The 26,862-nt window shown below is 57.4% G+C and carries 19 protein-coding genes and 4 pseudogenes; 10 read left to right on the top strand and 13 right to left on the bottom strand.

Annotated features, from left to right (window positions below; translation table 11 throughout):
- Positions 1-170: 170 nt before the first annotated feature.
- Together AC3IX4_RS14750 and AC3IX4_RS14755 are read right to left on the bottom strand one after the other, a co-directional pair.
- On the bottom strand, positions 171-605 hold the full coding sequence (locus AC3IX4_RS14750) for a hypothetical protein (RefSeq protein ID WP_489256194.1): 435 nt from the start codon (positions 603-605) through the stop codon (positions 171-173).
- A gap of 86 nt (positions 606-691) precedes the next feature.
- Positions 692-1,359: pseudogene (locus AC3IX4_RS14755) on the bottom strand (substrate-binding domain-containing protein); the annotation flags it as partial.
- A 7-nt stretch (positions 1,360-1,366) separates the two neighbouring features.
- Here AC3IX4_RS14755 and AC3IX4_RS14760 point away from each other — a divergent pair.
- Both AC3IX4_RS14760 and AC3IX4_RS14765 read left to right on the top strand, forming a co-directional pair.
- Positions 1,367-1,708, top strand: a pseudogene (locus AC3IX4_RS14760) (RraA family protein); the annotation flags it as partial.
- A 133-nt stretch (positions 1,709-1,841) separates the two neighbouring features.
- Positions 1,842-2,106, top strand: a pseudogene (locus AC3IX4_RS14765) (IS630 family transposase); the annotation flags it as partial.
- A 59-nt stretch (positions 2,107-2,165) separates the two neighbouring features.
- Here the strand turns inward: AC3IX4_RS14765 and cml are convergent.
- The 7 genes and pseudogenes from cml to AC3IX4_RS14800 form a co-directional block, all read right to left on the bottom strand.
- On the bottom strand, positions 2,166-3,374 hold the full coding sequence (gene cml, locus AC3IX4_RS14770; RefSeq protein ID WP_489256195.1) for a CmlA/FloR family chloramphenicol efflux MFS transporter: 1,209 nt from the start codon (positions 3,372-3,374) through the stop codon (positions 2,166-2,168).
- A gap of 448 nt (positions 3,375-3,822) precedes the next feature.
- Positions 3,823-3,987 (bottom strand): annotated as a pseudogene (locus AC3IX4_RS14775) (IS630 family transposase); the annotation flags it as partial.
- Between the two features lie 90 nt (positions 3,988-4,077).
- Complete coding sequence (locus tag AC3IX4_RS14780) at positions 4,078-5,058, bottom strand: MBL fold metallo-hydrolase (protein ID WP_489256196.1); 981 nt, start codon at positions 5,056-5,058, stop codon at positions 4,078-4,080.
- A gap of 27 nt (positions 5,059-5,085) precedes the next feature.
- Positions 5,086-5,496, bottom strand: coding sequence for a hypothetical protein (locus AC3IX4_RS14785; protein ID WP_489256197.1), 411 nt, complete (start codon positions 5,494-5,496; stop codon positions 5,086-5,088).
- Positions 5,493-7,508 (bottom strand): C1 family peptidase, encoded by a 2,016-nt coding sequence (locus AC3IX4_RS14790; RefSeq protein ID WP_489256198.1) that lies wholly within the window; start codon positions 7,506-7,508, stop codon positions 5,493-5,495. Before AC3IX4_RS14790 ends, AC3IX4_RS14785 begins: the two co-directional genes overlap by 4 nt.
- A gap of 92 nt (positions 7,509-7,600) precedes the next feature.
- Positions 7,601-10,999 carry a patatin-like phospholipase family protein gene (locus AC3IX4_RS14795; protein WP_489256199.1) on the bottom strand — a complete coding sequence of 1,133 codons (3,399 nt, stop codon included), beginning with the start codon at positions 10,997-10,999 and terminating at the stop codon, positions 7,601-7,603.
- Between the two features lie 205 nt (positions 11,000-11,204).
- Positions 11,205-12,698, bottom strand: coding sequence for a hypothetical protein (locus AC3IX4_RS14800; RefSeq protein ID WP_489256200.1), 1,494 nt, complete (start codon positions 12,696-12,698; stop codon positions 11,205-11,207).
- 745 nt (positions 12,699-13,443) lie between these two features.
- On the opposite strand from AC3IX4_RS14800, the gene AC3IX4_RS14805 reads away from it, so the two are divergent.
- From AC3IX4_RS14805 to AC3IX4_RS14815, 3 genes are all read left to right on the top strand, one after another.
- Positions 13,444-13,947 carry an inclusion body family protein gene (locus AC3IX4_RS14805; RefSeq protein ID WP_489256201.1) on the top strand — a complete coding sequence of 168 codons (504 nt, stop codon included), beginning with the start codon at positions 13,444-13,446 and terminating at the stop codon, positions 13,945-13,947.
- A gap of 84 nt (positions 13,948-14,031) precedes the next feature.
- Positions 14,032-14,556: an AidA/PixA family protein gene (locus AC3IX4_RS14810; RefSeq protein ID WP_489256202.1), complete on the top strand. Its 525-nt coding sequence runs from the start codon at positions 14,032-14,034 to the stop codon at positions 14,554-14,556.
- A 102-nt stretch (positions 14,557-14,658) separates the two neighbouring features.
- Positions 14,659-16,020: a TIGR02594 family protein gene (locus tag AC3IX4_RS14815; protein WP_489256203.1), complete on the top strand. Its 1,362-nt coding sequence runs from the start codon at positions 14,659-14,661 to the stop codon at positions 16,018-16,020.
- An 11-nt stretch (positions 16,021-16,031) separates the two neighbouring features.
- Here the strand turns inward: AC3IX4_RS14815 and AC3IX4_RS14820 are convergent, their stop codons facing one another.
- Positions 16,032-17,438, bottom strand: coding sequence for an aminotransferase-like domain-containing protein (locus AC3IX4_RS14820; protein WP_489256204.1), 1,407 nt, complete (start codon positions 17,436-17,438; stop codon positions 16,032-16,034).
- Positions 17,439-17,611: 173 nt separating this feature from the next.
- On the opposite strand from AC3IX4_RS14820, the gene AC3IX4_RS14825 reads away from it, so the two are divergent.
- Entirely contained in the window at positions 17,612-18,385 is a 774-nt protein-coding gene (locus AC3IX4_RS14825) for a class II aldolase/adducin family protein (protein WP_489256205.1), read from the top strand.
- A gap of 59 nt (positions 18,386-18,444) precedes the next feature.
- Positions 18,445-19,479, top strand: a complete 1,035-nt coding sequence (locus AC3IX4_RS14830) for an ABC transporter substrate-binding protein (RefSeq protein WP_489256206.1) — start codon at positions 18,445-18,447, stop codon at positions 19,477-19,479.
- Between the two features lie 101 nt (positions 19,480-19,580).
- Here AC3IX4_RS14830 and AC3IX4_RS14835 read toward each other — a convergent pair whose 3' ends face one another.
- From AC3IX4_RS14835 to AC3IX4_RS14845, 3 genes are all read right to left on the bottom strand, one after another.
- Positions 19,581-19,838, bottom strand: coding sequence for a hypothetical protein (locus tag AC3IX4_RS14835; RefSeq protein WP_489256207.1), 258 nt, complete (start codon positions 19,836-19,838; stop codon positions 19,581-19,583).
- A gap of 270 nt (positions 19,839-20,108) precedes the next feature.
- Positions 20,109-21,401, bottom strand: coding sequence for a group II intron reverse transcriptase/maturase (gene ltrA, locus AC3IX4_RS14840; RefSeq protein ID WP_489256208.1), 1,293 nt, complete (start codon positions 21,399-21,401; stop codon positions 20,109-20,111).
- Between the two features lie 403 nt (positions 21,402-21,804).
- Entirely contained in the window at positions 21,805-22,017 is a 213-nt protein-coding gene (locus AC3IX4_RS14845; protein WP_489256209.1) for a hypothetical protein, read from the bottom strand.
- A 158-nt stretch (positions 22,018-22,175) separates the two neighbouring features.
- On the opposite strand from AC3IX4_RS14845, the gene pdxR reads away from it, so the two are divergent.
- The 3 genes from pdxR to AC3IX4_RS14860 all read left to right on the top strand — a co-directional run bounded on the left by pdxR (position 22,176) and on the right by AC3IX4_RS14860 (position 26,803).
- Positions 22,176-23,696, top strand: coding sequence for a MocR-like pyridoxine biosynthesis transcription factor PdxR (gene pdxR, locus AC3IX4_RS14850; RefSeq protein ID WP_489256210.1), 1,521 nt, complete (start codon positions 22,176-22,178; stop codon positions 23,694-23,696).
- Between the two features lie 241 nt (positions 23,697-23,937).
- On the top strand, positions 23,938-25,254 hold the full coding sequence (locus AC3IX4_RS14855; protein WP_489256211.1) for a carbohydrate porin: 1,317 nt from the start codon (positions 23,938-23,940) through the stop codon (positions 25,252-25,254).
- Between the two features lie 85 nt (positions 25,255-25,339).
- Positions 25,340-26,803: an amidase gene (locus tag AC3IX4_RS14860; protein ID WP_489256212.1), complete on the top strand. Its 1,464-nt coding sequence runs from the start codon at positions 25,340-25,342 to the stop codon at positions 26,801-26,803.
- Positions 26,804-26,862 lie beyond the last annotated feature (59 nt).

The following is a 26,862-nucleotide window of genomic DNA, read 5'->3' on the forward strand; positions in this document are numbered from 1 at the left end:
ATGCGACAACTACTTTGCAAAACGCCAAGGTGGGTACCCGTTTAACCACACAAGGTGTTTGGGGAGGACGCTTATGTACAAACCTAAATCCGCCCTAACAACCCTGTGTGGGCCGGTCACGAGTCATCTCTAACCGTTAAGTCCAGTGATATTCAAGCGTATTGACCTCATCAACGTAATAACAGGCCCGCCGCTCGAGCGCGCAATGCCATGACCAAATTCGCTGGCAGTTTTTTGACTTCGTCAGGCCAAACCGCTAAATGCCCTCGTAGCTCTATCGATTCATCATGGAATTTTTTCAAGTCAGCCAGCACAAAGCGGTATCGATCCAGATAAGCCGCCGATAAATCATCCGCCAAGATTCTGGCGGGTTCTCCGGCTGTTGCCAGACACCATTGAACAATCTCGGCCACCCGTTCGTCAGGTCTGCACGGTGTGACAGCATGAATGACACTCAAAATATATTTGTTGTAAAGCACAGCCCCCTGCTCAGGTTCATCAGTTGGGTTCCCCGGACAAAGTCGTCGCTCCCAAGGAAGGACGTAAACCTTTTTATCCATCACGGCCTGGAGTACATAATCCGACGGTTTAACCAATCGCTGCATGACTTTCTCCGAGGGGGGGGAAATACGGTTCAACTATGGTAGCTCGTGGATAGAGGCCTAAGGCCTCTATCGAAAAAAATTACCTTTCAGCCTTCCTCGTCGGCCTCTTGACCGGTGGATTGCTCAGCAACGGCGATAGCATGCTGGAAACTTTCAAGAAACACGGTTTCGGCATGGGTCATTTTCTGCTCGCGGTTCCACAACAAGTGGATGTCCACATCGGAGACCCCGCCCCTCGGCGGCAGGCGCCCGAGCATGCCGTTGTATAGGTCGATATCGAGCAAGTGTTCCGGCAAGTAGCCGATACCATAGCCTGCGATGACCAATCGACGGATTTTTTCGAAGCTGGATGACGATCCTGCCGGTGAAGCCTTGTTGGGTCACGAAAGACAGTCAGCGGCGACAGGTTGCCGCCAATCTGGTCACTGGTGAAGCTGACAAAGTTCTCACCCTGCAACTCAGCCAGATAAAGGCCACGCACACCGATAAAGCGATGGCGTTTGCCACAAAAGAAGGCATATCGCTGACGTATCAGGCACCGTTGCTCCAGCTTGGGTTGAGCAATGCGGCATAGACCGACACCTGCGGTGGCGGTTTTCTGCATCAGCGAACTGAGAATGTCCGAGCTACGCAGCACCTCTATTTCCAGCTCGACGCGTGGATGGCTGAGGTGAAAATTCGCAAGAAAATCATCATAGATCGCCGATTGAACCCGGCCGATCGAGAGCAGGCGAACCTTCCCCACCACGTCATCCTGCGGGCCAGCACGAGGTGCCAGGGCCATTGTGGTCGACGGCGTAGTGACCGATATCCTTGAACTGCGTGAAGCGGGGCTGCCCGTTTTCGCCCGCGGCACCAGCCTGCTGACGACCAAGCTGCACGGTAATACCGAGAGCCGGTTGAATGTTCCAGTGCAGTGCGGCGGGGTTCAGGTGCATCCGGGCGATCTGGTCCTGGGCGACGATAACGGCTTGCTGATTCTCGACAGCCAGGTACTCGCCAGCGTCATCGATCAGGCACTGGCCAGTGATCGTGCAGAGCCCGATCTGATTAGGCGTATCGAAGCCGGAGAGTCAATAACATCGCTGCTGCGCACCGAGTGAATGATCGTGGTTGGTAACGATCCAGCCATGGGTCGAACCGTTTAGGGTTTTTAAGGTGATGCCCAGGATACGCGATTGAACGCAAGCACCCTTCTAAAAAACAAAGGGCCCTTTTAAACTCAAACCAAAATCGTTAGAGAAGCATCCACGCTTCAAACTGCACTTCACGCCGTTCAGCGCCTCCTGGCTGAACGCCGTGGAAGGCTGGTTTGCTCAACTGGAGCGACGCGCCCTGTACCCGGAGCGTCGCGGAGCTGAAAGCGGGCATTCGTCAATTCATCGAGGCCCACAATGAATACTCAGCAAAACCGTTCAAGTGGAACAAAACAGCTGAGTCCATCATCAGCTCGATACATAAAGCGAAGCTGGGTGCGATTAAAAATAGATTTTTGAATTAACCGCTCAGGACAATAGATAAAAAATTACTATATGTTCTGACGAAGTACACCATTGCATTTCACTGCACCACAAACGCTGATAACTTCCTCTTTAACATAAAAAAACCAAAAAAATTTATCAAACACATTAAAAAGCAATAGCCAATTAACGGCCATGGATTATCGCCGCCAAAAATAAGGATCATGCTTGTACCAACGCCACTAACCACCAGGCTCTGAATACCAAAATACAAGGCAACCGCAGTGCCCGCCATATCATCAAACTCCCGCAGCGCACCATTAGCGGTGACGGATACAAGAACGACGATACCTACCGCTATTAGCCACATGGGCATCACAAAGGTAGCAAACCGCGGCGCCCCAAAAGTTGAGCATATCGCTAGAACTCCAGCGCCACTCATTATTAAGGCAGTGCCGCGAACAAAACACCCGAGTATTCCCCAACGCCCTACGAACCAGCGCGCGAAACGAGCGGTGGCAATCATGATGATCGCAACGGAAGAGAAAGAAAAACTAAACCCCATTTGAGAAAAACCCACCCCATCAATCAACACGCGAGGAGCAATAGAAAAGAAAACAAAAAAAGCTCCCATTGCCGAGCTGAAACCAAGGGTATATACCCAAAAAGAATTATTTATCAGTATAGAGGCGAAGCTAGACTTGCTACTTTTAGTAGAATGTAATCGCGTTTCATACCATCTGGGCCACGCGTGCAGTAGTGATATAACCCCTGCCACACCCAGCATGCAAAAAATCGCACGCCACCCAAAATTGACTGCAATGACAGCACCTAAGATCGGCCCTACTGCAGGAACAAACGCAAGTATCGAACCAAGTAATCCATAAATTGTACTGCTTTCTGGCCGTGCTCCGTATACATCTCTAATCGTTGAAAATGTTCCAACAAGCGCAGCAGATGCTCCCAACGCTTGAAAAATTCTAAAGATCAGAAACAAGTCGCCACGGCTAACCGTCGCAGCGGAAAACGATGCAATAACAAACACAGTTGCTCCGCCAAGCACAACGGGTCTTCTACCGATACGGTCTGATAGCGGCCCGAAAATTAATTGCCCCATCCCGAGAACAAGAATGTATATGCTCAAGGTGAACTGAACAATTAAAGGCGATGTATTCAACGCTGCCGGCATTTGAGGAACGACAGGCAAATATACATCCATGGCGAGCGAAGCTAAGAGATCAAAAGGTACCATCAGCAACAAAGCTGCTGGCAAAGGATATGTCCAAGTATGGACGGCTCGATGAGTCATAATATGAATCCGCTAACGTTAATAAATAACGGCGACCCGCCCAAAGGGCTCATTGAGAAATCGCCGCAACAGACATATGAACTATTGCGGCTTAATCGTCCGTTAGTGTAAGGATTCGCAATCCCGTATTTCACCTCTAGAACGGGACCACGCACTATGAAGCACCAGCCCCCTGCAAGTGCTGACAAGCTTCTTTCGTCTACATGGTTATTCTCAAGCAAGCATTTATTTCGTTTTGTATCAACACTCAGCCAACACCAAATCATTCCTACAAAAAAGCAAGCACTCCAAAACGACGTAGGAAGCCCAGCGCAAACACAAGCCATTGCTCAATAAAGAAAATCTCCAACTTTAACAGAGATCAAAAAACACTCATCACTCGCCAAATAAACACTTTGTTTGTTTGGCGAGTGACAAAGTTTCGCCACCAGGCTACTTGTATCCTGCCTCATAAACAAAAGGCCATTGCCTCACGGGCTCGCTGTATCTTGCTCAAAATATCTTCCCCCTTGGCGTTCCAGACGTAGCGAGTCGGCTGCGCGTTTCGCAGTGCCAGGAACGTGATTGAGGTTTCCAGTTCGCGTACCGAACTGAAACTGCCGTCACGTAGATGGCTGGAGACTCTACAAAATCTCAACTTTCGAGAGGCAGCAGTTGGTTTTCTCAGAATTTCGTACAGAGCCTAGAGCGATTGATACCGGACTCAATTTCCTTCAACCGCAGGTAACGGAATAAAAGCTAACGGTTGTGGCATCACAATCGACGCCCCCGGCGCACTGGCGCGGGTATTTTCAAGCATGCCGTCCACGTCCTGAAGAGGAAGTGGGGTCGCCGGCAATACTGTGCTTTTCAGAAAATTCTCCCAGTGCCCAAGCACTATCAGCCGCGGTCGAGTAATCGCGAGCAAGGCTTGAGGGTACTGATCCACCTTACGCCAGGAGCTCACGGCGAGTATTTGTACGTCCACCTTCTTGTTGCCGATGTGGCGTGGAGGCAGTCCATAGGGTGGGCTGCTTGCCGAGTCGAGATAATGGATTCGCAAAACGGGCTTTCCCTGCTCGTCCAGCAAATCAATCAACCAGGCAAGGACCTGACCTTGCTTCCATCCCATTGCCGAAGCAGGTAGTTCATTCAGATCTGTGTGATAGTCCCCCGCCGCCAGCGTAATCCCGGCGAAATGTGGGGCGTGCATGCTCTCGATCGGCATTGCCCGGAAACTGCCCCTTGTGGAGTAGAACCACTTGCCTTGCTGCGCGGGTTGGTCACCGTTTACCCGGGCCATCATGGTTTGAGCATTGACGATCCTGCAGCCCGGGATGACCGCGCGCAAAATATGGCCGACTGTATTGGACCCATATGCAAAGGCGTTCGGTGCCTGTTTTTGCATGATCCGGGGTACGTCCAGCAGGTGATCGTAGTGGCCATGTCCGATCAACAGCATGGTGACATCCCGGCTTTCCGGCATCATGGCGTCGATTCTGGCCGTGTCTGCTTGAACCCGCAATGGCGGGATATGCGCCAGTGCCGGATGACTGAATAAAGGCGCAATCAGCAGCCCTTCCTCACGCCAACGGATCAGGTAACCACCGATGCCTAGAAACTGCATGCTAGGCGCGGAAGCCGCTTGGACATGTGCTAAAACACAGGTGCCCAGAAACAGAGTCAGCAGTAAGAAACGCACCATACCGGCCTCTACAAGGATGGGGCCCGCTCAGCCCAGCGCAGTGATATCGGCCACCGTCACGTTCAACTGCAGCGAGTTGTTCCAGTAGAAGCCTGGCGTGTCGTTGGCGCAGAGTAGCAACTCCCCTGCCGGCAAGCCGGTAACGATGTTGTCGCCATCATGCAGCCATTGCCACTTCGATGCGCCATGCACCCCCTTGCTTCTGACCAGCAAGGCCATCCACGGCGCCTGCGGCAATCGCTTTGACCACCCTATGTGTTCCCGAATGCCGCCGGGGTGGGCGTTGCCATTGGCGTTGACCGGTGGATCGTTCCTATCCACCCATTCGCCCCTGACCGAAAATCGGTAGCGATGCCCCGCCTCTACTTCGACGTTGGATCGCAAGCAGGAACAATCAGCCGGAACGGTCAGTTGTACAGGGTCCGTCACGTGGATCATTGCGGGCGCCCTCCTGTATTGCTCGCCTGTTCAACTTGACGACGTCGATTTGCCAGTTGCGAGGCGGTTTTCGTCATGATCATCGGGTCGGGGGTAGAAGTCCCGAGAATACGCGCCAATGTCGCGCGCACGGTGGCCTCGTCATTATCGAAGTCGCCATGATGATGGGCACGGGACGCATCTGTTGCGCCCATCTTCGAGGTGTTGGGCGACAGTATCCACTCGCGAGCACTCTTGGGTTTGAACAGCTGGATCAATTCCTGATCAGCCTTGATGAACTTTTCCATCCCCAGGATCGGTTCACCATCAGGACGAAAGAGCGGAATGCGTGGTTTTTCCTCGAATGCATGAGCCACCAGATAAAGCAGCGATTTGTTATAAATATGTGCGCAATCATCATCCCTTTCGGCTTTGTCCGTGAGTGTGAACAGGCTGAATTGTTCTACCTTTTTATTGGCGAGCGCTGGCACATATTTGTCTTTGAAGAGCTTCACGGTGCACGCCGGGGCCCACAGAGTGCAAGTCTTGACCTTCAGTCCCAACCCACTCGTTTTCTTGTTGGCCTGCGACGTGGAGGACACCAGGTATTCCAACAGGGGCGCGAGAAAAATAGCGCCAGCGCTGTGCCCGACCAGATGGATTTCCACCCCCGCGCCAGCCAGCGCGACCAGTTCGTTGGCAACAATGCGCGCTCCCCCCGCCGCCCGGGTGGTCGCCAACATTGCGTTTTCCTTCATCTCGTCCCACTCGGCCTTTCCGGTCAACTGCCGGGCAATCGGTTCAAGTCCGTCATCCAGGCGATCGAGCATGAAGTCCTTGGTGCCGTCCAGCAGGCCCTCATTACGCCGGCGGCGCATGGCATCGGCGAGCATGTTACCCAGTGTGGTCCAGTAGTCGGTCTTCCAAATGAATGCCAAGGGATAGACCTCGGCATCGATCATCGCTTGACGATATCCCGACAGTGTCTCAATGGCGCTCGCCTTGCTGACCAGCCCACCGTGGGCGATCAAGACAACTCGCTTGGTTGACCAGTGCTGAGTGATCCTAGGGAAGTCTTCGCTAAAGATCTCGCGAACACTGGCCGGCGTGGTGCCGATATCACCGCGAGAATCGAGCACCCCATCATTGCCAATATTGATGACATGCGGCCGAATTTCCCGCAGCGTCTGCAGGGAGGATGCCGCGGCAGTGCCGGAGGCTGTCTTGGAGGCATGACTCACTGACGCGAGCGTCACCGGCGCGCCAAGCCGGGCAACCCAAACGTCTGAACCGTTGCTCAGCCAGTCGTCATAGCGCAGATGCCCAAAACCTTCATGGCCCCACTGATCGCCCCATGAGTTCTGAATCCAGAAACCCTCCTGGTCATAGGCCACGATTGCAAAGGCATGGCCACCGCGAAGCGCATCGGACGGTTCGATGCGACCATCGCTCTTGACGCGCCCCTCCTCCCATCCCTCATGAAGGGTGGCGCTGGCGAATAGCACATTCACTTCCGCCAGCGCAGCATGCATGGCGACCAGATCCTTGTGATCGACCCGATAGTAGGCTCCCAGGGGCCGCAAGGCCGCCTCCTTGGCAAGCGAGTCCGTGAACCCGCCACTCGATGGCCATTGATCCACGCTGCAAACGCCGTGCTTGAACCAGCCTTTCATGGCCCCCCGGCAACTGGACCCACCATAGTCCTCCCCTGCCCATTCGTCATAACGTTGGGCCAGGTGGTAGAACATCTGGGGGCTGACCGCCTGCGTATCGGCCTGATGCCTGCGCGTGCGCAGCAGATAGTGGGCGACGGTCGCGAGGGCGTACCCAATGCAGGCCGGCTCCTGCTGCTGATTGAGGATGGGCACGGCGGCCGATCGGTAATCGGAGAGCTCGCGGCGTATCGGCACCTCCACCAGGGTAGGCGTATACATGCGATCCCTGAAGTCCAGCCCATCGGGCCTGACATTCATGATGTGGCCGCTGAGCCCTTTGGCACTGGCCTTGCGAGATTGACCTGGCTTGCTTGCCATCCTGCGTTCTCCCCCTGCCGGCCAGTGTGAATGGCACGACAGATTTGATGTGAACGGTATGAACATCCGCTTGTTGCACGGAGGCTGCGGTCTCAGTTGCGCTTGGTGTCATCGGCCTCATCAGACACTGCTGGCGGGAGCCAAACCTCGATGATCTTTTTGTCTGGCGCGCCGCCCAACAGGCGTTGTTCCCAAGCGGCTTTCCAGGTTTTGGGCACTTCATTCGACGGATTGGTTAATGCTGCTTCTACCAAGGCTTTGCTGCATGGCTCACCCGCTTGCGTATAGCGCAGCACGGTAGGTTGAGCATGAGGCACGGGAGGTCGCTGCCGCTGTCGGCGAGCACTGTCGACAACATCCTCAATCGGAGGCACATTCGCCCCAAGCCCTCTTGCCTTCCAGAGCTCCCGGTAACTGCGTGCGGCGCCTCGCCAGGCTGGGCCGTAAATTTGCAAATACACCGTGTAGCCTACGCAGGCATGCTCAGGCCCAGTCGGCTCATTTTCACCTTTAGGGGGCAGAGTTTGCTCAGGCAGCATGCAGTTTTCGACTGCTCCGTTGCTGGTAACATTCGTCCCGTAGTCGTAATGCCGGACCCAGTAAAGAGGCTCGCAAGGCTTGCGACGGGCTGTTTTCAGGCAACTGGGTGCGTCGTCGGCTTCCAAGAGTTTGCAAGCTAGGTTCGAATCCGACCCCTTGCAGCCTTCTTTAGTAGTGGCCACGACGGTTTTCAACATTCTGCTTTGGTTGAAACCATCAAATCCTCGAATCTGGCATCGATTTTCTGCCACCCTTAACAGTTCGCTGGCTACAGCGTTCCATTGCGTGGCGCTTTGTGGTTGCGCTCCAAGTGCCTGGCTATAGGCAGCAATAATGCCTTTGTAGTCGTTGGGTTCGATCACGCGAGCCGAGGCGTTGCGTTGCATGATCGGGTCCAGTGCCTGCCATGCCGCCACTGCAGCGGTCGTCACCGCGCCGAAACTGAGCGTGGCACCCACCGCCCCTGTACCGACAAACCGAGCTACATTACGGCCAATAGGCGGCTTCAGCGTCGGAGTACCCACCCCATCGGTGGTGATCACTGCGCCGTCGTCGTTACAGAATTGCTGGAACAATGTGGCAAGGCCCTGCCTCCCTGGCAGCACAATGCCCATCCCAAGGCTATGACCCATCTGGAAATAGCTCTCCCACTGGGCCTCACTAAAAAACTGGTCGGTTGTTGACTCTTGCGGAAACAATGGATTGGAGGCTTTGAAGTTCACCAGATCCAAAGGCATACCACTGAAAAGGTTGGGTTTTACCAGAATCAAGTAGCCCTCATTACCACTGCTGCGGTACTTGATCCGCGCCAGTGCCAGGCATGCATTGGTCTGAGCAGAAGCCAAATCGGCAAGCGAACCATAAATGCCAGCCGTAGTGGGATGGGTCGGCCGCTGAAATACGATCTCTGCGTCCAGGTCGATTCGTGCCTTGCGCACCAGATTCTCTAAATCGCCGAAAGCGTATTGCGGATCAGCGCCGCAGTCGGCGAGTACGATCAGCTCGGCTTCTTCGCGCAGCAGCGCATAGGCACCTGTATTGTCGAAATGGCCTCCATCGCTGAGAAACCAATGGCGCCACGCTCGACCTTCGAAGCGGCCTGTCAATTCGTGTAGCAATAGACGGTACTTGCCATGACGGACACGGTGATCCTCAGCAGTGCTGTCCCACCAGTAACCAAGGCGAATCCCTGCCATCATCAACAGTGCCGCAACGCCTGGGCGCGTCGTGGCGCCAAGCCCAGGTGCAACCGCGGCACCGGAAATAGCCATCCAGTGACCCAGTCCTTTAGCCTGGGGTTGCGTCATGCGCTGCCATCCTCCCATTGCCGCGCGCAATAAACCGGTTGATCCCAGGGTCAGCATTTCACCCTTTCGATCGCGATTGAAGATGCCTCCGCGCGGGTCGCTGGTCTGGTTGACGCATACGTTTAACAGGTGGATGGGTCCGCCTTTGCGGTGCGACTGGTAGTCGGTCAGCAAGACGTCGTCCTGGGCTTCCGGTACGGTGACAGCGAGATCCTGTGGGTCTGGAATCTGGGCACCCATGACATCATCGGAACTGTGCTTGCGCTGGGCATTGCTGGCGCCAAGGTAGGCCCGAATCAGCCGAGCACGGTAGAAAAGGTAGAGAGACGAGCGATTGAGGAAATCAACGTTGTTCCTCGAGATGACTGCCCAAGTCGCTGCGGGGAGGAACACCATGAGCAAGGTGTACCAGGCGCGATCGTAGAAAACCAACACAGCGCCAGGACGAAACAGCGATGAGCCGACCCATCTATGCACCACGCTTATCCAAAAGACGGCCAGCGCTGCGAGCGTGACAATCCCCATCAGATTGAGTATTGCCATCACCATTTTCAAGCCAAGCGGCGACATGCTCTTGGGCGCATTGCTGATCATCGGCAGCGCGATCCTCAAAGCAACTGCCAGCACTGCCAGCACCGGCCCCAAGGCCATGCCTTTGTCTGTGTGAGCGAGAAACCAGGCCGCAAGTTCCGCATACCCTGCCAGGACAATCCCTAGGGACCAGAAAAGCGTGCTGCCAAGCCAATTTGTAAGTCGATTACGCCAATGGTCTGCATTTCCTTGGGTCTTGATTTGTGTAGCGAGTGCAAATGCCAGGCAAGCGCCCCCAAACCAGCCACCAAGGAACACCGCCGCGACAGCCAGCCACCCGTCGGCAATGGGCACCGCCCTGGCATTCAGATCGACTCCGCTCATGGCGTCGTAGAACCCTACTAAACCGAGCAGACCTGCCAGTGGTAACACGGCTATGGCTAATAACCGACGTCCTTCCGACTTCCCGGGGCCTGCTGGAAGCAACCAGTAGGCGAAGCAGAGCACGGCTGCCCAACCCAGCCATGGCACCAACAAGATGAAGACGGTGGGCAGGTTCACGACCGTGGCCAGTAACGCTAATGTTAGCCCTTGGTCGCCCGGTTGCGGTGCGCCGGCCCAGCGATCTGCGCCGGCCCAGACGAGCAAGTCAATCCCTATCAGCACGCAAGCCAACAGTATTCCCAGCACCGCCAGTTCTATGTGGATACCCAGGAGGTTACGCCCAAAGTTCGCAAACGCGTTAAGGGTATCCCGGGTTCCGCTGGGCGTAAGGTATCGACCGTTTGCTCGTAGCCAGTTGAGCCACCAGGTTGACTCCATCCTCCCCAAACGCTCTTCCAGAACACCGCCGGTGGTCGTGCTCTCATGGAATAGTTTGCCCAGGCTGGACCCGGCGTAGCCTCCGCCCGAGACCGTCGACATCAGGTCAAATTGCCTAAGCTGTTTTTGGGCGGCCAGTGCCTTGATGACCCCCAGGCAAAAGGTCGCGCTGCGGATGCCGCCCCCCGAAAGAGCCAGTCCCCAAAACCGACGTTCTGCTGGGATAGGCGGATCAAAAGCTGCACGCCGCTGTTGTACATAGTTGTCGAGTGCTTCGCCTGAATCGTCCACGAGCGACTCCTGCCCATTGCATGTGTCGTGCGAATGGGAACTAGAGAGAGGCGATAAGGCAAAACGCCGACAACCGGCACCGCGCACCTGTCGCAAGGATGCACAATTGATCCGCAAACCCCGGGGCTCGGGATCTAGGTGTGAGCTTCGTTGAAGAATAGATCAGCAATACTGCCTGTACCAATGACCGTTCCCGAGCCTTTTTCTAGGGTGCACTGCGGGTTTGAGCCGCCTTGGCCTGCTGCCACATGGGAATGGCCTTGAACGCCGTGACCATGTCGTAATCCAGTGCCACCGGGGCCTGCCCGTTCGCGCTCGGGCCCATCGGTGTCTTGCCGTTGCGGCTCTGGAACCATTGCATCCACAGTGGTGAGCCGGGATCGGCCATGACCAACGCAGCGGCACTGTCGTTGCTTGAGAGCGGTGGGTCGATGACCTGCGGCGGCTGGCTGCTGGTCGGTAGCAGGAAGGAGGTCATCGGGTACTGAGCACTGCTATGACATCCCAGGCACCCCGCGCTGGCAAGGCCGGCTGGGGAGTAATGCGTGGCGGTCCAGGCCGGAGTGACCACGGCACCGTCATTAGGGCCCGAAAGGCGTCCGTCCCAGCCCAGCGTGGATGTCGAGTAGGGAGGCGCTTTCGGGTTGATCCAGTTTTCGCTGAGCTTCGGATTGACGGTGACCGGCGGTGTCAGCGCTTGCGGGTCGGTGTTTATGACGTCCGGGTCGCCGCCCCAGGTCGCTCCCAGCGGGATCATCTTGTCCCAGGCATCCTTGCCAGGGGCGTTGTTGTCGTAGATCAGCGTCGAGAACACCCAGCCCGTCTGGGGAGCAGCGACGCTGTCCTTGACGATGATGTCGAACTGCATCAGATAGACATTGGTTATAGAGGGTAAGGTTGCACTGCCCTTGGAACCGTTTTCGAGGCATTTGGAGTTCGGGTCTTGGGCACTGCCGTTGCTGATATTGGTTGGCGCGTAGATCTGCCATTGCGCGGCGTTTTCCATTGGCGCCCAATCAGCGCCACAGGCGGTGACCAGGGCAAACTTGATGATGACACTGCCTTCCGCGAACTGTGCTGCCTCGGTGGTCAGTGTGGGATTCATCGCTTGTTCGGCGGTCGTGCCCCAGATGTTGCCCAAGGTCTTCGCGGCTCGGGTGTCGTAGAGCGTCAGCACATAGGTGGTCAGGGGTTGCTTCTGATCGGTCAGGGTGCCGGCCGGGAAGCCGGATCCGACATAGACGCCACGAATAGGCTCACGCTCGACGCCCAGCCATATGGAGTCATACCAGCCGCTGTTCTGGTAGTTCCAGTTGGCATAGTCGAAGACGATCTTGCGCATGTCTGGAGAAACATAGTCCTTGAGGGCTTGAACGTAGGCATTGGCGTTGGCCTGGGTGATCCTGCCGTTGTTGGTCGTTGTACTCCAGGGGAAGGCAGTGGCTGCGGGCAACTGGCTTGGATAGTCGTGGCTGAGGGTGAACAATGGCCCTGTGTAGTTGGCCGGAGGTGAAATGGCGGAGGGTAGAAAGGGATCTATCTTGAGCTTGGCGTCACTCAGCTTTTCAGCGGTGGAGGTCAGGAAGGGGACCTTGCCCACCAGTGATCTGTCGGCGGATGGGGTTTGCGCTTGGGCCGTCAGGGACGGAAGTGTTGCGGCTATCAACAGACTCATCGGGTAAATCAGGTTTTTTTTCATGACGTGCTCCTTGTCTGTAGCGAAAGAGACTTCCGACGGGTGCGTCCCTGGCGCAAAGGGTAGTCCAAGTCCCCGGTTGCGGATGACCGCTGGCCATCAAAAAGCCCACCGGGGTGGGCTAATGTGATGGCCGTCTTACTTCGTTCTGACTGCTGCAGATCACCGCTCGTCGCTTATGAAACCGTCGCGCGGTATACACCCCAGTGTCTGGCTCAAGGATTGCAAAGGCCGGTCATAGCAGCCCCAGAATGACGTAATCCTGACGCGGCCGCGCCCCAAATTAACGCTTGTGGACTCCAGCAATACGCGTGGTCAGTCACCGGAGATGTATCGTGTCAACTCTCAATGAAATCGCAGCGAATCACGCGAGAATGGCTAAGGCACTAGCAGAAAATATGACTGATCCAGGTGCGGGGCTGATTCAGGATGAACAGGTCCTTTACCACACCCGTATTGCAGTGCCCGAAAGGTGCCTCAATCACCGGTTCCAATTGATCCGTCAAGACCACGCATTCCTCGACGGACAACCCGCCACTTAATTTTTTGACAGGCCAAATCCACGATCTATAGTCCATCAGCGACCTGCGGGAAGGAATCCCAAGCCGTCAGAAAATGGAGCTAGTTCAGCTCGCAGTCATTGAAAAGTTGGGCCCTTCCAATAGTGAACATCTAGGTCGCAACGTTGTTAAACGTTGTTATCTCCCGGCAAATGCCAGGGAAATCACTATGGAAAAGGAGCTTCATAATGTCTCGAGTCACGGATGTGCTGGTTTCGATCGACACTGAAACCATCTTGAAAAAATACCCGAACATTAGCAAAAACCCAGACTCGCCTACGCTCATTGACTACAACCACGTCTACATGGTGACCAACCAGGACAACGTGGTCAGTGGCCAGGCCGGCGGCGAGCTCGATCTGAAGGCCCAGGTTGGTGATTTGATCCGCTGGCGTGAAACCAGCCTCTCGCAAAGCTTCGAAACGGCAGTGATCTTCTACAGGTTCATTGGCAATGCGGGCAATGAACTGATCTCCACGCCCTCACCACGCAAGGCCACCGCCAGCGTCGCTGTGCCAAACACCAGCAACCCATGCGTGCCCACTTGCCAAAAAGTCGATAACCACTATTGGTCGTCGGAAACGCTGGCCTGTGGACGTGTAACCTATCACTTCAACTTCCTGATCGTCGATCGCAGCTGCAACGTCGTCGCCTGCTGTTCGTGGGACCCGTTCATTTCCATCCATAACTGATAGGAGCTAGCCGACCTCGCGGCCGCTTTTTCCGCATTAGTTGGAGCGGCCGCGACTCAGTCAACATCATGAAAGGAAGCCGTGATGTCTAACGACCCATCTGCTATGTCCAGCGAAGCAGCTACTTCGCATGTATTACTCATCGTCGATGCCGAGACGCTGCTCTCGCGTTATCCGCAACCCAGCCAGGATCCCGACAGCCCTACCCCCATCGATAAAGGCTTTGTCTTCATCCTGGACGGTGCCCATTTTCCGACCGCGAACGCCGATAGCCATGTGCTGCAGATGAGTCTCGGCAGGGCCGTTTGCTTGCACAGTCGAACCATCGCCCTTCGGGCTGAGCACAGTGTGGTGGTCTACGCCTTCGCGGTTGCCGATACCGAGGTGCTGCCAGCACCGACGCTGGTGGTGAAGCCTGACCAGCCCGTACCCGCTATCAATATCGAAAACCTGATCCAACCCGTCCTTGCGCAAGTTGATGAACATTTCTGGCACTGTCAGCCGCTGTGCAAAGGAGAAGCGCAATGCGAATTGAGGTTTATGTTGGTGAACAGCCAGTGTGAGGCTGTGGGGTATTTCAGTTGGGGGGGGAAGGTTCAAGTCAAATGATCGGAGTTTGCCTCTTCTGGTCTGGCCAACCGACGGGGTACGCAAGGTGTGCTTGACTGGAGTGACATCGCTTTGAGTTGAAGCACGGGAAGGAGAGCCAGCATGCTGGAAATCATCGACAGTCCTAATTCTCTAACTGCCAACATACCCATCCTGCTGGCTCGAGGGGTCAAGGTCGTCATTCGCTACTACAACCACAAAAACTCAAGGATATTCCCCACCAAGTGCCTCGAACCGGCTGAAGCCGTTGCACTCGACGAGGCAGGCATAGCCCTGGCGGTTGTGTTTCAGCAACGTGCAGGTGGTGGCGGGCACATTGAGGACTTCGGCGCGGCGAATGGAACCCGGGATGGCAAACGAGCCCGCGAGCTTGCGGTGCGCCTGCAACAACCCAAAGGCTCGGCCATCTACTTCGCCGTCGATTGGGACTTCGTGAAAGCGGCCGAACTCGCTGAGATTGATGCTTACTTTCGCGAGGTCAATAAAGCGGTAGGCCCTGACTTTCGGGTCGGTGTCTATGGCTCCGGCAAGATTGGTGGTCGCCTCCTGAACCAGTCGCTGGTTTCGTTGATTTGGTTATCGGGTTCGCTCGGTTGGACGGGCACGCGCGAAATGCTGGCCACCGACCGCTGGGCTTTATTCCAGAAGGCGCTCGATAAAAATGAAGCGGGCATCAGCCACGATGGAAACATTGCCAGCCCAGCCTTCGGCGACTTTGGTCAATTCCGCCTTGGAGCAGCCTCGGTCCCAGACATCGCTGAGCCGGCTGCGCCGCCGCTGGCACTGATGCGCGTGACCGCCCGTTCGGGACTGGTTCTTCGCCGAGGCCCAGGGCGCGATTTCACAGACATCGACACACTACCGCGGGACACCGTTGTGCGTGCTTTAGGGCGAACCGGGGACTGGATCAAGGTTGATCTGGAGGGCGATGGTGTTGCTGACGGTTTCATGTTCAGCGAATTTCTGGCCCCCGTTGCTGGCGGCCTTCCAATGCCCGTACCTGCGGGTGCGCGCCCCGTAAACATTGCCCTCGCTGAGCTGGCGGCGGGGATCGCAGAAGTCCCTGGCCAGGGTAACAATCCACGCATTCTGCTCTACCACTCGACAACGACACTGCACGCGACGCAAGACAGCGTAGCGTGGTGCTCATCGTTCGTTAACTACTGCGTCACCCAGGCCGGCATGCATGGCACTAACAGTGCGGGTGCCCAGTCTTGGCACAACACCGACTGGGGCATTGACGTCACCCAATCGCCCCAGAAAGGCGACATCGTCGTCTTCAGCCGCACCGGTGGTGGTGCCAGCCCTGGCAGCGGCCACGTTGGGTTTTGGCTGGATGCAGGCGGTGGCACTGTCAGGGTTCTGGGGGGTAACCAAGGTGATCGGATATCCATTGATACCTTTCCAGAAAACGGCAAGAAGGGCCCCTTCACCTATAAGCGTCTGTCAATTCGCCGGGGGTGAGTCGCAACAGGTCAGATTTTGCCAAGAAATCGATAGATTCGATCATCCATCGAATGGGCGACGTTGAAGCGAATCCAAGGCACCACGCGCGCATCGGGCATGAACAATTGCCCAGGGGCCAGGAGGATTTTTTCATCCTTGGCGAGCATGGCGAGCTTCGTGGAGTCTGCGATCTGCGGATGCCGAGCCCACAGGAACAAACCTGCCCTGGGCTCGACAAATAGCTCCATGCCGACATTGCGCAAGCGCTGGGCGACAACATCATGAGCGTCTGCCAACTGGCTTTGCAGCTGTTTGACATGTTTACGATGTCGCCCCTGCAGCAACACTTCAAGGGCCAGCTCTTCAGTGATTTCCGAGGTTGTCAGGCCACTGACCAGTTTCAGCGGCAGCAACTCGTCGATCAACTCCTGGCGAGCCGCGATAAAACCCACTCGCAAAGCCGGCGCAATGGTCTTGGAGAAGCTGGCGATGTAAATCACCCGCGACAGCTGGTCCATCCCGGCCAGGGTCTGCTGGCCGCCAGGGTCCAGGTCGGCATAGATATCGTTTTCGACAATCAGAAAATCATACTTCTCTGCCAGTTGCAGCAAACGATGGGCCACCGCCAGTGACAGACTGGTGCCCGTCGGGCATTGCAGGCGGGCGTTGGTGAAGAACACCTTGGGCCGGTGCTGCACGATCAATTGTTCAAGCTGTACCAAGTCGATGCCGTCACGGGTGCGCGACACGCCCAAAAGCTTGGCTCCTTGTAGGTGCAGGTTGAGAAACAGGTTGTGATAACCCGGCTCGTCGACCAACACGCTATCGCCTCGTTGCACCAGGTAGCGCACCACCAAGTCCAAAGCATGACTCGCCCCGCTGGTCAGGAGGATTTGTTCGAGGTGGGCGCCAATCCGGCTGTCCGCCAGCTTCTCGGTCAGTTTGGTGCGCAGCTTGGCGCTACCTTTGGCAATGCCGTAACCGGAAAAACTGCTGGGCGCATTGCGAGCCAGGGCCCGCAGGCTGCGTTGCAGACCATCGTCGTCCGTCCATTGTTCAGGTAACAGACCAACGCCGGGGCGCACCTCCATGCCCATTGGCTGGAAGACTCGTTGCAACAGCAGGTAAGCGTCGAAATCGAATTCACTGTCCAGCGCGCCCTCCTCTGTCTCGGATGGCGCTTCGCAGACAACGCTATCAGCCAGTTCCCGCACGTAGAAACCCGCATTGGGCACAGCCTTCAATAGGCCCAGTGCGACCAGCCGATCATAGGCCTCGACCACGGTGAAGTGGCTGACCTTATGAGATTGCGAAAGCTTGCGGATCGAGGGCAATTTGCTGCCGGGGCGCAGCTGTTGTTGTTTGATCGCAAGGCTGATGCCCGCAACGATCTGGCTAACCAGAGGCGTCTGCGAACTGGGATCCAGGAACATCATAAAAACGTCCGTTCAAGCAAGGTATGAGCAGGTAGGTGTACTGGTAAAAAGACCATAACAGGGATGCCGGCCAACGGCCTGTTCTGTGTATGGTCGCCAGCAGGGTGCTGCGGCAAGATCGGGTCATGGCCGATCGATTTATCGGCAGAACATACCACGAACCAGGATCCGCCATGCACGATACCCCCCAGCAAATCGACCGTAGCCGGATCTCGGCCCAAGAGTGGAATACCCGGTGTGACCTGGCGGCACTCTATCGATTGCTCGCGCATTTTCGGATGACTGATCTGATCGATACGCACATTTCCGCCAGGGTGCCTGGCGAGGATGGGCACTTTTTGATTAATCGCTACGGGGTGCTGTTCCACGAAATGCGCGCCTCGGATCTGATCAAGATCGATCATGAGGGCAATGTCCTGGACCCTTGGCACGGTCCCGACAGTATTAACCGTGCCGGCTTCAATATTCATTCGGCGATCCATGCCGCACGCCCGGACATCGATTGCGTGGTGCACTCCCATACCTCGGCGGGGATCGCTGTGTCTGCGCAGGAGCAAGGGTTACTGCCGATCAGCCAGCATGCGCTGAAGTTCTACAAACGCCTGGGATACCATGATTATGAAGGGATCTCTTTAAACCCCGATGAGCGCGCCCGGCTGATTGACGATCTGGGGCCGCACATGGCGATGATCCTGCGCAATCACGGGTTGCTGGCTGCTGGCGGCAGCATCGCCGAAGCCTTCAATCAGATCTATTTCCTTGAGCGCGCTTGCCAGGCTCAAGTACAGGCATTGGCTGGCGGACAACCCTTGCGCTTCCCGTCAGAGGCGGTCTGCGAATTGACCGCACAACAATCCGATGACGAGATCGACCAACAACTGCATCACCTTGCCTGGACTTCTGCACTGCGCCTGATCGCCGGTGATCCCGTGGATTACCGGACCTGACGCAAAGAAATTTCCCAGCCGTCCACATCTGCCAAAACCAACAATCCTAAGGGGTAGACATGAAAAGCAAAGCCATTGGAACCTTATTGCTCGCCGCCATGGCGTCGAGTGCCATGGCCAACGAAATAACCGTGATTTCGTTCGGCGGCGTGAGCAAGGACGTGCAGTCGCAGGCTTTCTACAAACCGTTCGAAAAAGGCACCGGCAACACATTGATCGCCGGTGAGTACAACGGTGAAATGGGCCGGATCAAGGTCATGGTCGATACCAACAGCGTCAATTGGGACGTGGTGCAGGTCGAAGCGCCAGAACTGATTCGCGGCTGTGAGGAAGGGATGTTCGAGCGCCTGGACATGGCGCAGCTGGGTAAACAGGAAGACTTCGTGCCCGGCACACTGTCCGAATGCGGTGCTGGCTTGCTGGTCTGGTCGATGGCGATGGCTTACAACAGCGAAAAACTGAGTGCCGCCCCCACCGGCTGGAAGGACTTCTGGGATACCCAGCAGTTCCCCGGTAAGCGCAGCCTGCGCAAGGGCGCCAAGTATTCCCTGGAAATTGCCTTGATGGCCGATGGCGTGGACTATGCCGATGTCTACACAGTACTCGGCACTAAAGAAGGCGTAGATCGCGCATTCAAGAAACTGGACCAGATCAAGCCCAGCATTCAATGGTGGGAAGCCGGCGCGCAGCCCATGCAGTTCCTCGCCAGTGGTGATGTGGTCATGAGCACCGCGTTCAACGGGCGGGTGTTCTCGGCCCAAGAAGCGGGAGCCCCGGTACAGATCGTCTGGAACGGCAGCATCTATGCCATCGACTCCTGGGCGATCCCCAAGGGCAGTAAGAACAAGGCGATTGCCGAACAATTCATCGGGTTTTCCCTGCGCCCGGAAAACCAGAAGATCCACTCTGCAAAGCTCGGTTACGGCTCGACCAACCTGCACACCGCATCACTGCTTGATCCAGCCCTGGCGGCACGCCTGAACTCCGCCCCCGCCAACTTGGCTCAGGCGATGCCTATGAACAATGAGTTCTGGGTCGATCATGGTGAAGAGCTTGAACAGCGCTTCAATGCCTGGGTCGCTAAAACCAACTAAAGGTCTGGAGCACAGCTTGCTGGCGATGGCCTCGCCTCGGTCATCCAGATACACCGCGTTGTATTCATCGCCGGCAAGCCGTGCTCCTACAGGCCCAGTCTTCACCAGACGCCGGGGACTAATCGCCACCGCACTCGACGGGCATAATTGTCATACCCTGCAAGTTCAGACCGCAACAGCCGGTCTTCCCATGCCGTGCGCAAGACCAGTAGCGCCGACGCCAGCGCGGCGGGCACCAGTGCCCAGAACAAACCTAGCGCGAGGGCCATGCCGAAAAACAGGAACAGTGCGGCGATGTACCCAGGATGGCGCACAAGTGGCTGGCCGATCGCATAAGTGATAGCCGTGCGGCGTGACATCGCCTTCGGCTCTTGGGGAGTTTCCATTTGGCTTGGCATATTTGATAAGGCCCGCAAATGCCGTGTTGAGTTCCCCTGACCACCGAATGTGGCGCGGCTTGTTGTAGGAGCCGGCTTTAGCCGCGATGAACACGACACGGTCTGCCTGATACACCGCGGTGGGGCCTTCGCAGCCAAGGGCAATCGGCATAGGGGACGGCCTTCATAGGCCGTACCCCTGCCACACCACCCGGCATGCGGGTCCGCACCGGGCGGTTCGAGAGATTGAGGTTATGAGAGTCGCGGTAATCCCAAGCTGTCGAACCAAGCGATATTAAACACGCGGTTCAACTCCATACGGCTGTTGTGCCACCAGCGGCGGGTGTTTCCTGCCACCTTCTGCGCCGCTTCCTTACTCGCCCCAAGTGCGCGCAGCTCTCTATAAGTCGTCGTCCCGCGCTTCCAGTGCTTGAGCTGAATCGCTCGTAATCGGTGCCGTATCCATTCATCCAGCTCCCGCCAGACTTTCGGGGTTTGCGACAACCCAAAATAAGCTTTCCAACCCAAGAGGTAGGGCCGCAAGCCGTCGACAACCTGCTGCACGCTACGACCACCCGAGCGTCGAGTGCACTCGCGTATCCGCTGCTTGAACCGCTTCTGCGCTTTAAATGAGACGGCCCGTTTGGCTTCGCCGCGGGAAGGCCAGAAGGCATACCCCAGAAACTTGCGACCGAACGCACTCGTCACTGCACTTTTGCTCTCGTTGACGCTCAAGTGTAGCTTTTCATACAGACGCTTCAGCAAGGCCATTACTCGTTGAGCCGCCTTTTGACTGCGCACATAAATGTTCGCATCGTCGGCGTAGCGCACAAAGCAGTGGCCCCTTCGCTCAAGCTCTCGGTCCACTTCATCCAACAGCACATTCGCCAGTAACGGCGACAGCGGACCGCCTTGCGGCGCCCCGCAGCGGCGTTTCTCAAGCACGCCATTGTTCAGCGTACCCGCATCCAGATAAGCCCGGACCAGCCGGATAACTGCCCGATCCGCAATCCGTTTGCTTAGACGATCAATCAAAATATCGTGATCGACCCGGTCGAAGAATTTCTCCAGATCCACATCTACTACGATTTTCCGACCCGAGGACACATAACGCTGGGCGGCAAGAACCGCGTCCTGCGCACTGCGTCCAGGACGGAAGCCGTAGCTGTGTTCACTGAAGGTGGGATCGAGCAGCGGCTGCAAGACTTGCAGCAACGCCTGTTGGATCAAGCGGTCAGTGACTGTAGGGATGCCCAACTCGCGTTCTCCGCCGTCGGGCTTGGGAATTACCACCCGTCGTACCGGACTGGGCCGGTAGACGCCTGACAACAATTGCCGACGAATCGTGGCCCACTCCGTGAGCAGGTATTCAGCCGTCTGGTTGATGTCCAGACCGTCAGCACCCGCTGCACCTTTGTTGGCTTTGACCCGTTTCCACGCTCGTTTCAGGTTCTCTCTCGCAAAGGCTCGTTCCAGCAGCCCTTGCCCTGCGCTTTCGGGTTCATTTTGCGGGCGATTTGCCTCGTCGCTGACGGAGCTTCTCACGGTTTCACCGCTCGCAGTCTCCTTCCGCCCCGCGTTTGGCAGGCATCTGACTTCCGGCATTTCGCATCAACATGGCCTACAACGCTCTCTCTCGTTCGGCCCTTCGTCAAAAAAAAGACTACTACGGCCTCTGCTGACTTCTCGCTCCGGCTTGCTCCGTCGCCCTTTCAGGCATGAGGCGAGATCTCCCCAGGTAAGAACACAATCCTTCACCGCACAACCGCCGGATTTACGCAGCCTGACTCTTGACCACAAGAGCTTCGCGGTTATTGGCCCGCTCGCCCTGGTCGGCTTCGCCTTATATCCGGTTCTTGTTCATCGGCTCGCGGCTTCGCTCCACGCTTCCTCCCCACACTTGGTCGCCCTCATGCAGTTGCGCTTCACTTCGTTCGCTGTGGTCAGCTCACGGCGGGACTTGCACCCACAAGATTGCGCCCATGCTGGGCGCACCAAAAAAGCCGCCCCGAAGGGCGGCTAAAAACCAAAGGAGATGAAACCGGACTTTCGTCAAACCTTCGCCTGACGCCAGTCGCTTCGAAATCATCGGCGGCAGTTTATCCTCACACAGCCCGACCCCATCATCGTTTTCATCAATAACCTTAATCGAAACAAGCACTTGTACCTTCCTCACCAGATCGTACAAAGCGCATTTTTCAGACTATAGCCAGCGGATGTTTGCCTTTCCCCTACCCCAGCGGAGCAAGCAGTGGCTGCGCCTGCGCACTTGTGTTCAGATTGGCACTGCATTGACTCCCTGACGTTGAGCCATTCTCCGTGCCCCAGACGACTCTCACGCGTACCGGCAAAAACGATTTGATGTGGCGCCAGCTCTTGCCCAAGGTCCGGCGCGATGATCAACCCTTGCAAGTGCAGTTATGCACCGCCTTTGTCACGGCCATTCTGGACGGGCGATTGCCCGCCGGTACACGACTGCCCTCGGGGCGGGATCTGGCGCAGTTGACCAAGGTCTCGCGCAATACGGCGGTGCTGGTTTATGAGCGGCTCAGCGCCGAGGGCTATGTCGAGTCCCGGCTGCGTGACGGTTTCTTTGTGTGCGCAGATATTCCTGCGACGCAAGTCCCACAGGAGCCGACCGGCCCCACTAGTGCACAGCCGGATTGGGGGCAACGCCTGAAAAACAAGGCTGAGGATGTGCGCTGGGCCGATCGACCGACTGTGTGGCGACAGGTGCGTTATCCCTTTATCTACGGTCAGTTCGACCCTCGCCAGTTTCCGCTGTCCCAATGGCGACAGTGTAACCGTCAGGCCAACGAGCTGAGGTCCATCGACCATTGGTGGCAGGAAGGTGAGGATGTCGGCAGCATGGAGTTGATCGACCAGTTGATTCGCCGAGTACTGCCACGGCGTGGTATTGCCGCCACCCGCGACCAGGTCATGCTGACCCTGGGACGCCAGCAGAGTTTCTATCTGCTCGCCCGCTTGCTGCTCAAGGACGGTACTCGGGTAGGCTTCGAAGACCCGGGTTTCATGGATGCGCGCAACGTGTTTGCCTGCAACGGTGCGCAGGTAGTGCCTCTGGCCGTGGACGATCAGGGCCTGGTACCCACCGGCGACTATCGCCATTGCGAGTACCTGTATTGCACGCCCGCCTACCAGTGCCCGACGGGTGTGACCTTGAGCAGTGAGCGCCGCACCGCCTTGCTGGCATTGGCCGCCCGCTTTGATCAAGTCATCATCGAAGATGATGACGATCCCGAGACCCAGTACAACGGGCAAGCGCTGCCAGCGCTCAAGGCTTTGGACGGCAACGACCGGGTGATTTACCTGAGCAGCCTGTCCAAGCTGTTGTCGCCAGGGCTGTGCATTGGCTATATCGTCGCCCCGGCGGCGGTCATCGAGCAGTTGCGTCAGTTGCAACGGCAGATGATCCGGCAGATACCCGGCAACAATCAGATCACGGCTGCCCTGTTTATCCAGCAAGGCCATTACGACCGCCGGCAACAACAAGCGCGGGAAGACCTCGCCCAGCGGGCAGCCCTGATCACTCAAGCACTGCGTGAGTACCTACCCCAAGCGCACTTCATTCCTCCCACGGGTGGTGCCTTCCTATGGCTGCAACTGCCTCGCTGTCATGACCTGACCACCCTGTATTACGAAGGCCTGGCCCAGGGCGTGTTGTTCGATCCCGGTGATGCGTTTTACCTGGACCCTACCCGTGCAACACGCCCCTGCCTGCGCCTGGGGTTTGGCTCGATCCCCATGGAAGCCATCGTGCCCGGCATTCGCGAGCTGAGCCGTGTGGTGGCCGCGCATGTAGCACGCTGGAACCTATAGCGCCCCATTGCCAAGCACCGCCACAGCGGCGCGCACCAACGCTGCGCACCCCGACGAGGCCTGACTGGCCAGTGCCGCCACTGATTTCGCTGCAGCCCGCGCCAGCCGGGGCTTTTACTGGCCCCATCGATAAATATCGTTGGCGCCCTACGCTGGAGATAAAAATGCACAGATACTGGGGTCGCAGCCAACCGGCCAAGCCTGTGGGTGTCGTCCTTCATAATTGAGACAGGATGAGGAAATGTTGAGCAATCGCTGCAGGCCTTACTCACTGACACACTGTTTGATGGCGCTGGCCTGGACCAGTTGCGCCAACGCCCAAGCGGCTGCCGAAGACGCCAGCCCGCCCCAATGCGCCGAGTTCGAGCCTTACCTCACGCGCGCCGAGGTCGCCTTCAAGTCCATCCCGGTCTGTGCACGGATCAGCCCGCCACTGGGTGGCCTACGCCAATCCCTGGCTGAGCACGGCATCGGTTTCACCGCGACCTCCTATAACGGCTACGCCTATGACGTACTCGGGCACAACGCCGAGCCGCAGCTATACAACGGCCAGAACCCCAGCTACAACGCCTCGCTCAACGCCTATCTGACCTACGACCTGACACGCCTGGGTTTTGCCAATGACGCCCAGTTCACCCTGGCGGGACAATGGGTAGGCGCCAACTACACCCCGGCCAACCCACGGGTGTCGACCATGACGGTATTTGTGGTCAACCAATCGTTCTTCGATCACCAGTTGGAACTTGAGTACGGCTATATTGCCGGCGTGCGGTTGTTCTACGGCATGGCCCTGGGGGGCAATGCCTCGACCGCGGCGCTGGGCCCTAGCAGCGTGGTGCCCTTCCAGGTGGGCATGTCGGCCACCTCACCCACGCCCACCTTGAATGTGATCGTGCGTGACCGCTCGTTGCGCTTTTACAACAGCGCCGCGGTGATGCGCAGTGTTAGCCCTGGTGGCATTGCCCAGGACGTGGAAGACAACCCCAGCGGCTTTCGCCTGAGCGTCCCGGATGCCAAGGCGCTGTTCATCAACGAATTCGGTTACAAGCAGCCCGCCAATGCCAGTCAGAACGCGATGTGGCTACGCGCTGGCGCGCTCTACAACACCAGCCACTATCGTGAATTCAAGACAGGCGAAAAATCCGAGAATAACTACAGCGTCTACCTGGCCGAGACCGTTCAGGTCAGCAAACCCTGGGGAGATGCGCGAGGCTGGTACCTGGACAGCAAGATCGACTACTCGCCCGACTCGGTCAATGCGATCAACAAGGCCTGGCAAGTGACGGCCTTCAATGTCGGCCCCTTTGCCAACCGGCCAGCGGACATGGCCGCCGTGGGCCTGACCAAAAGCTATTACAGCAAGGAGCTGCGCGACATCACCGCAGACGCAGGCCTGGACTCGGCTGGCTACACCCTGGCGGTGACCACCTCATACGCTGCGCGGCTGACGCCTGGGATATTCCTGATCAGCGGATTGACCTACACGAAGAACCCGGTGTTCACCCCCCTCCATGATGACGCCTTGCTGTTGCAGATGTCGCTCAATTTTCTGTTCTGAAACTGGCTCACTCACCCATAGACCTATCCCGGATTCCAGCTCGGTGACACTCTGGAACGGGTTTCTGCACTCGGAGCAAATGCCCATGCCCATCGATAAACACGCTTCGCTGTCCCAAGCCGACTATCTGTCGCTGGACGCCACGGCCATGGCCGAAGGCGTACATAACGGCACCCTGACCCCCGAAGTATTGTTACTGGCCGCCTTTGAGCGTTGCGACCAACTCAACCCGCACGTCAACGCTGTGGTCATGCGCCATGACGACCTGGCGCTTGAGCAGTTGCACGCCCGGCAGAGCGCAGGCAGTGAGCGCAAAGGCGTACTGGCCGGCGTACCGATGTTGCTCAAGGATCTGAACACCCACCTGGCCGGCACCGTCACCAGCAACGGCTCGCGGTTCTTGGTCGACGCCCCGCCTGCGCGTGAAAACAGCACCCTGGTCAGCCGCTACCTGGAGGCCGGGATGCAGATATTTGGCAAGACGGCCAGCCCCGAATTCGGCCTCACCACCACCACCGAGTCGGCGCTGTGGGGCCGTACGTGCAACCCCTGGAACCTGGCGCACAGCGCCGGTGGCTCATCGGGTGGCGCGGCGGCAGCCGTGGCGGCGGGGATCGTGCCCGTCGCCCATGCCACCGACGGCGGCGGTTCGATCCGCATTCCGGCATCCTATTGCGGCGTGTTCGGCCTCAAGCCTACGCGCTACCGTAATCCGCAAGGGCCGGCCAGCTTCGAAGGCTGGTTTGGCGCCAGTTGCGGGCATGTGGTGTCACGCAGTGTGCGCGACTCGGCATTGCTGCTGGATGTCAGCCACGGTCACGAACGCGGCAGCCCCTACTGGCTCGCGGAACCTGCGCGTTCGTTCAGCGACGAGGTACGACGCACGCCCGTGGGGCTGCGCATCGGCGTGGTCAGTGAAGCTCTGACCGGCACCGCGCTACACCCGGATGTGCAAGCCGTGTTGACGCAAACCGTGGAATGCCTGCGCCAACTTGGGCATCAAGTGCAGCCGTTGACGCTGCCCATCAATGCGCAGCAGCTGTACAGCGCCCACGGCGCGGTCAGCGGTGTCACCCTGCTGGCGGCGGTACGCGACCGCGAAGCCACCCTGGGTCGGCCCCTGCACCCCGACGAGCTGGAGCCGATCAGCCATCAGGTGATGGCCAACGCCACCTCGACCACGGGCGAGCAAATCTATCGGGCGCGTCGCAGCTTCGAAGCCATCGGCTTGCAAATGGAGGCCCTGTTCGATGACTTCGACCTGATTCTGTCTCCCGTAACCTGCGAACCGCCGCCGCTGCTGGGCCATGTCAGCCTGCAAAACAGCTATGAAGACTATGCCCGGAATATCGTCCCCAGCATCGGTTTCACGGTGCTGGCCAACGTCAGCGGCCAGCCGGCCATGTCGGTGCCAATGGGCAGCAGCCGCGAGGGCTTGCCGATCGGTATGATGTTCACCGCCGCGCTGTGCCAGGAAGGCCGACTGTTTCAGTTGGCCGGGCAACTGGAACAGCACAGGCCGTGGGTCTGTGCCCCTGCCCTGCGCTAAACGGCCCGCCGCACTGCCCTCGGTAGTGCGGCGACAGAACACCCGCATTCAGTGAGCGT

This window comes from Pseudomonas sp. KH_021 (assembly GCF_057838865.1).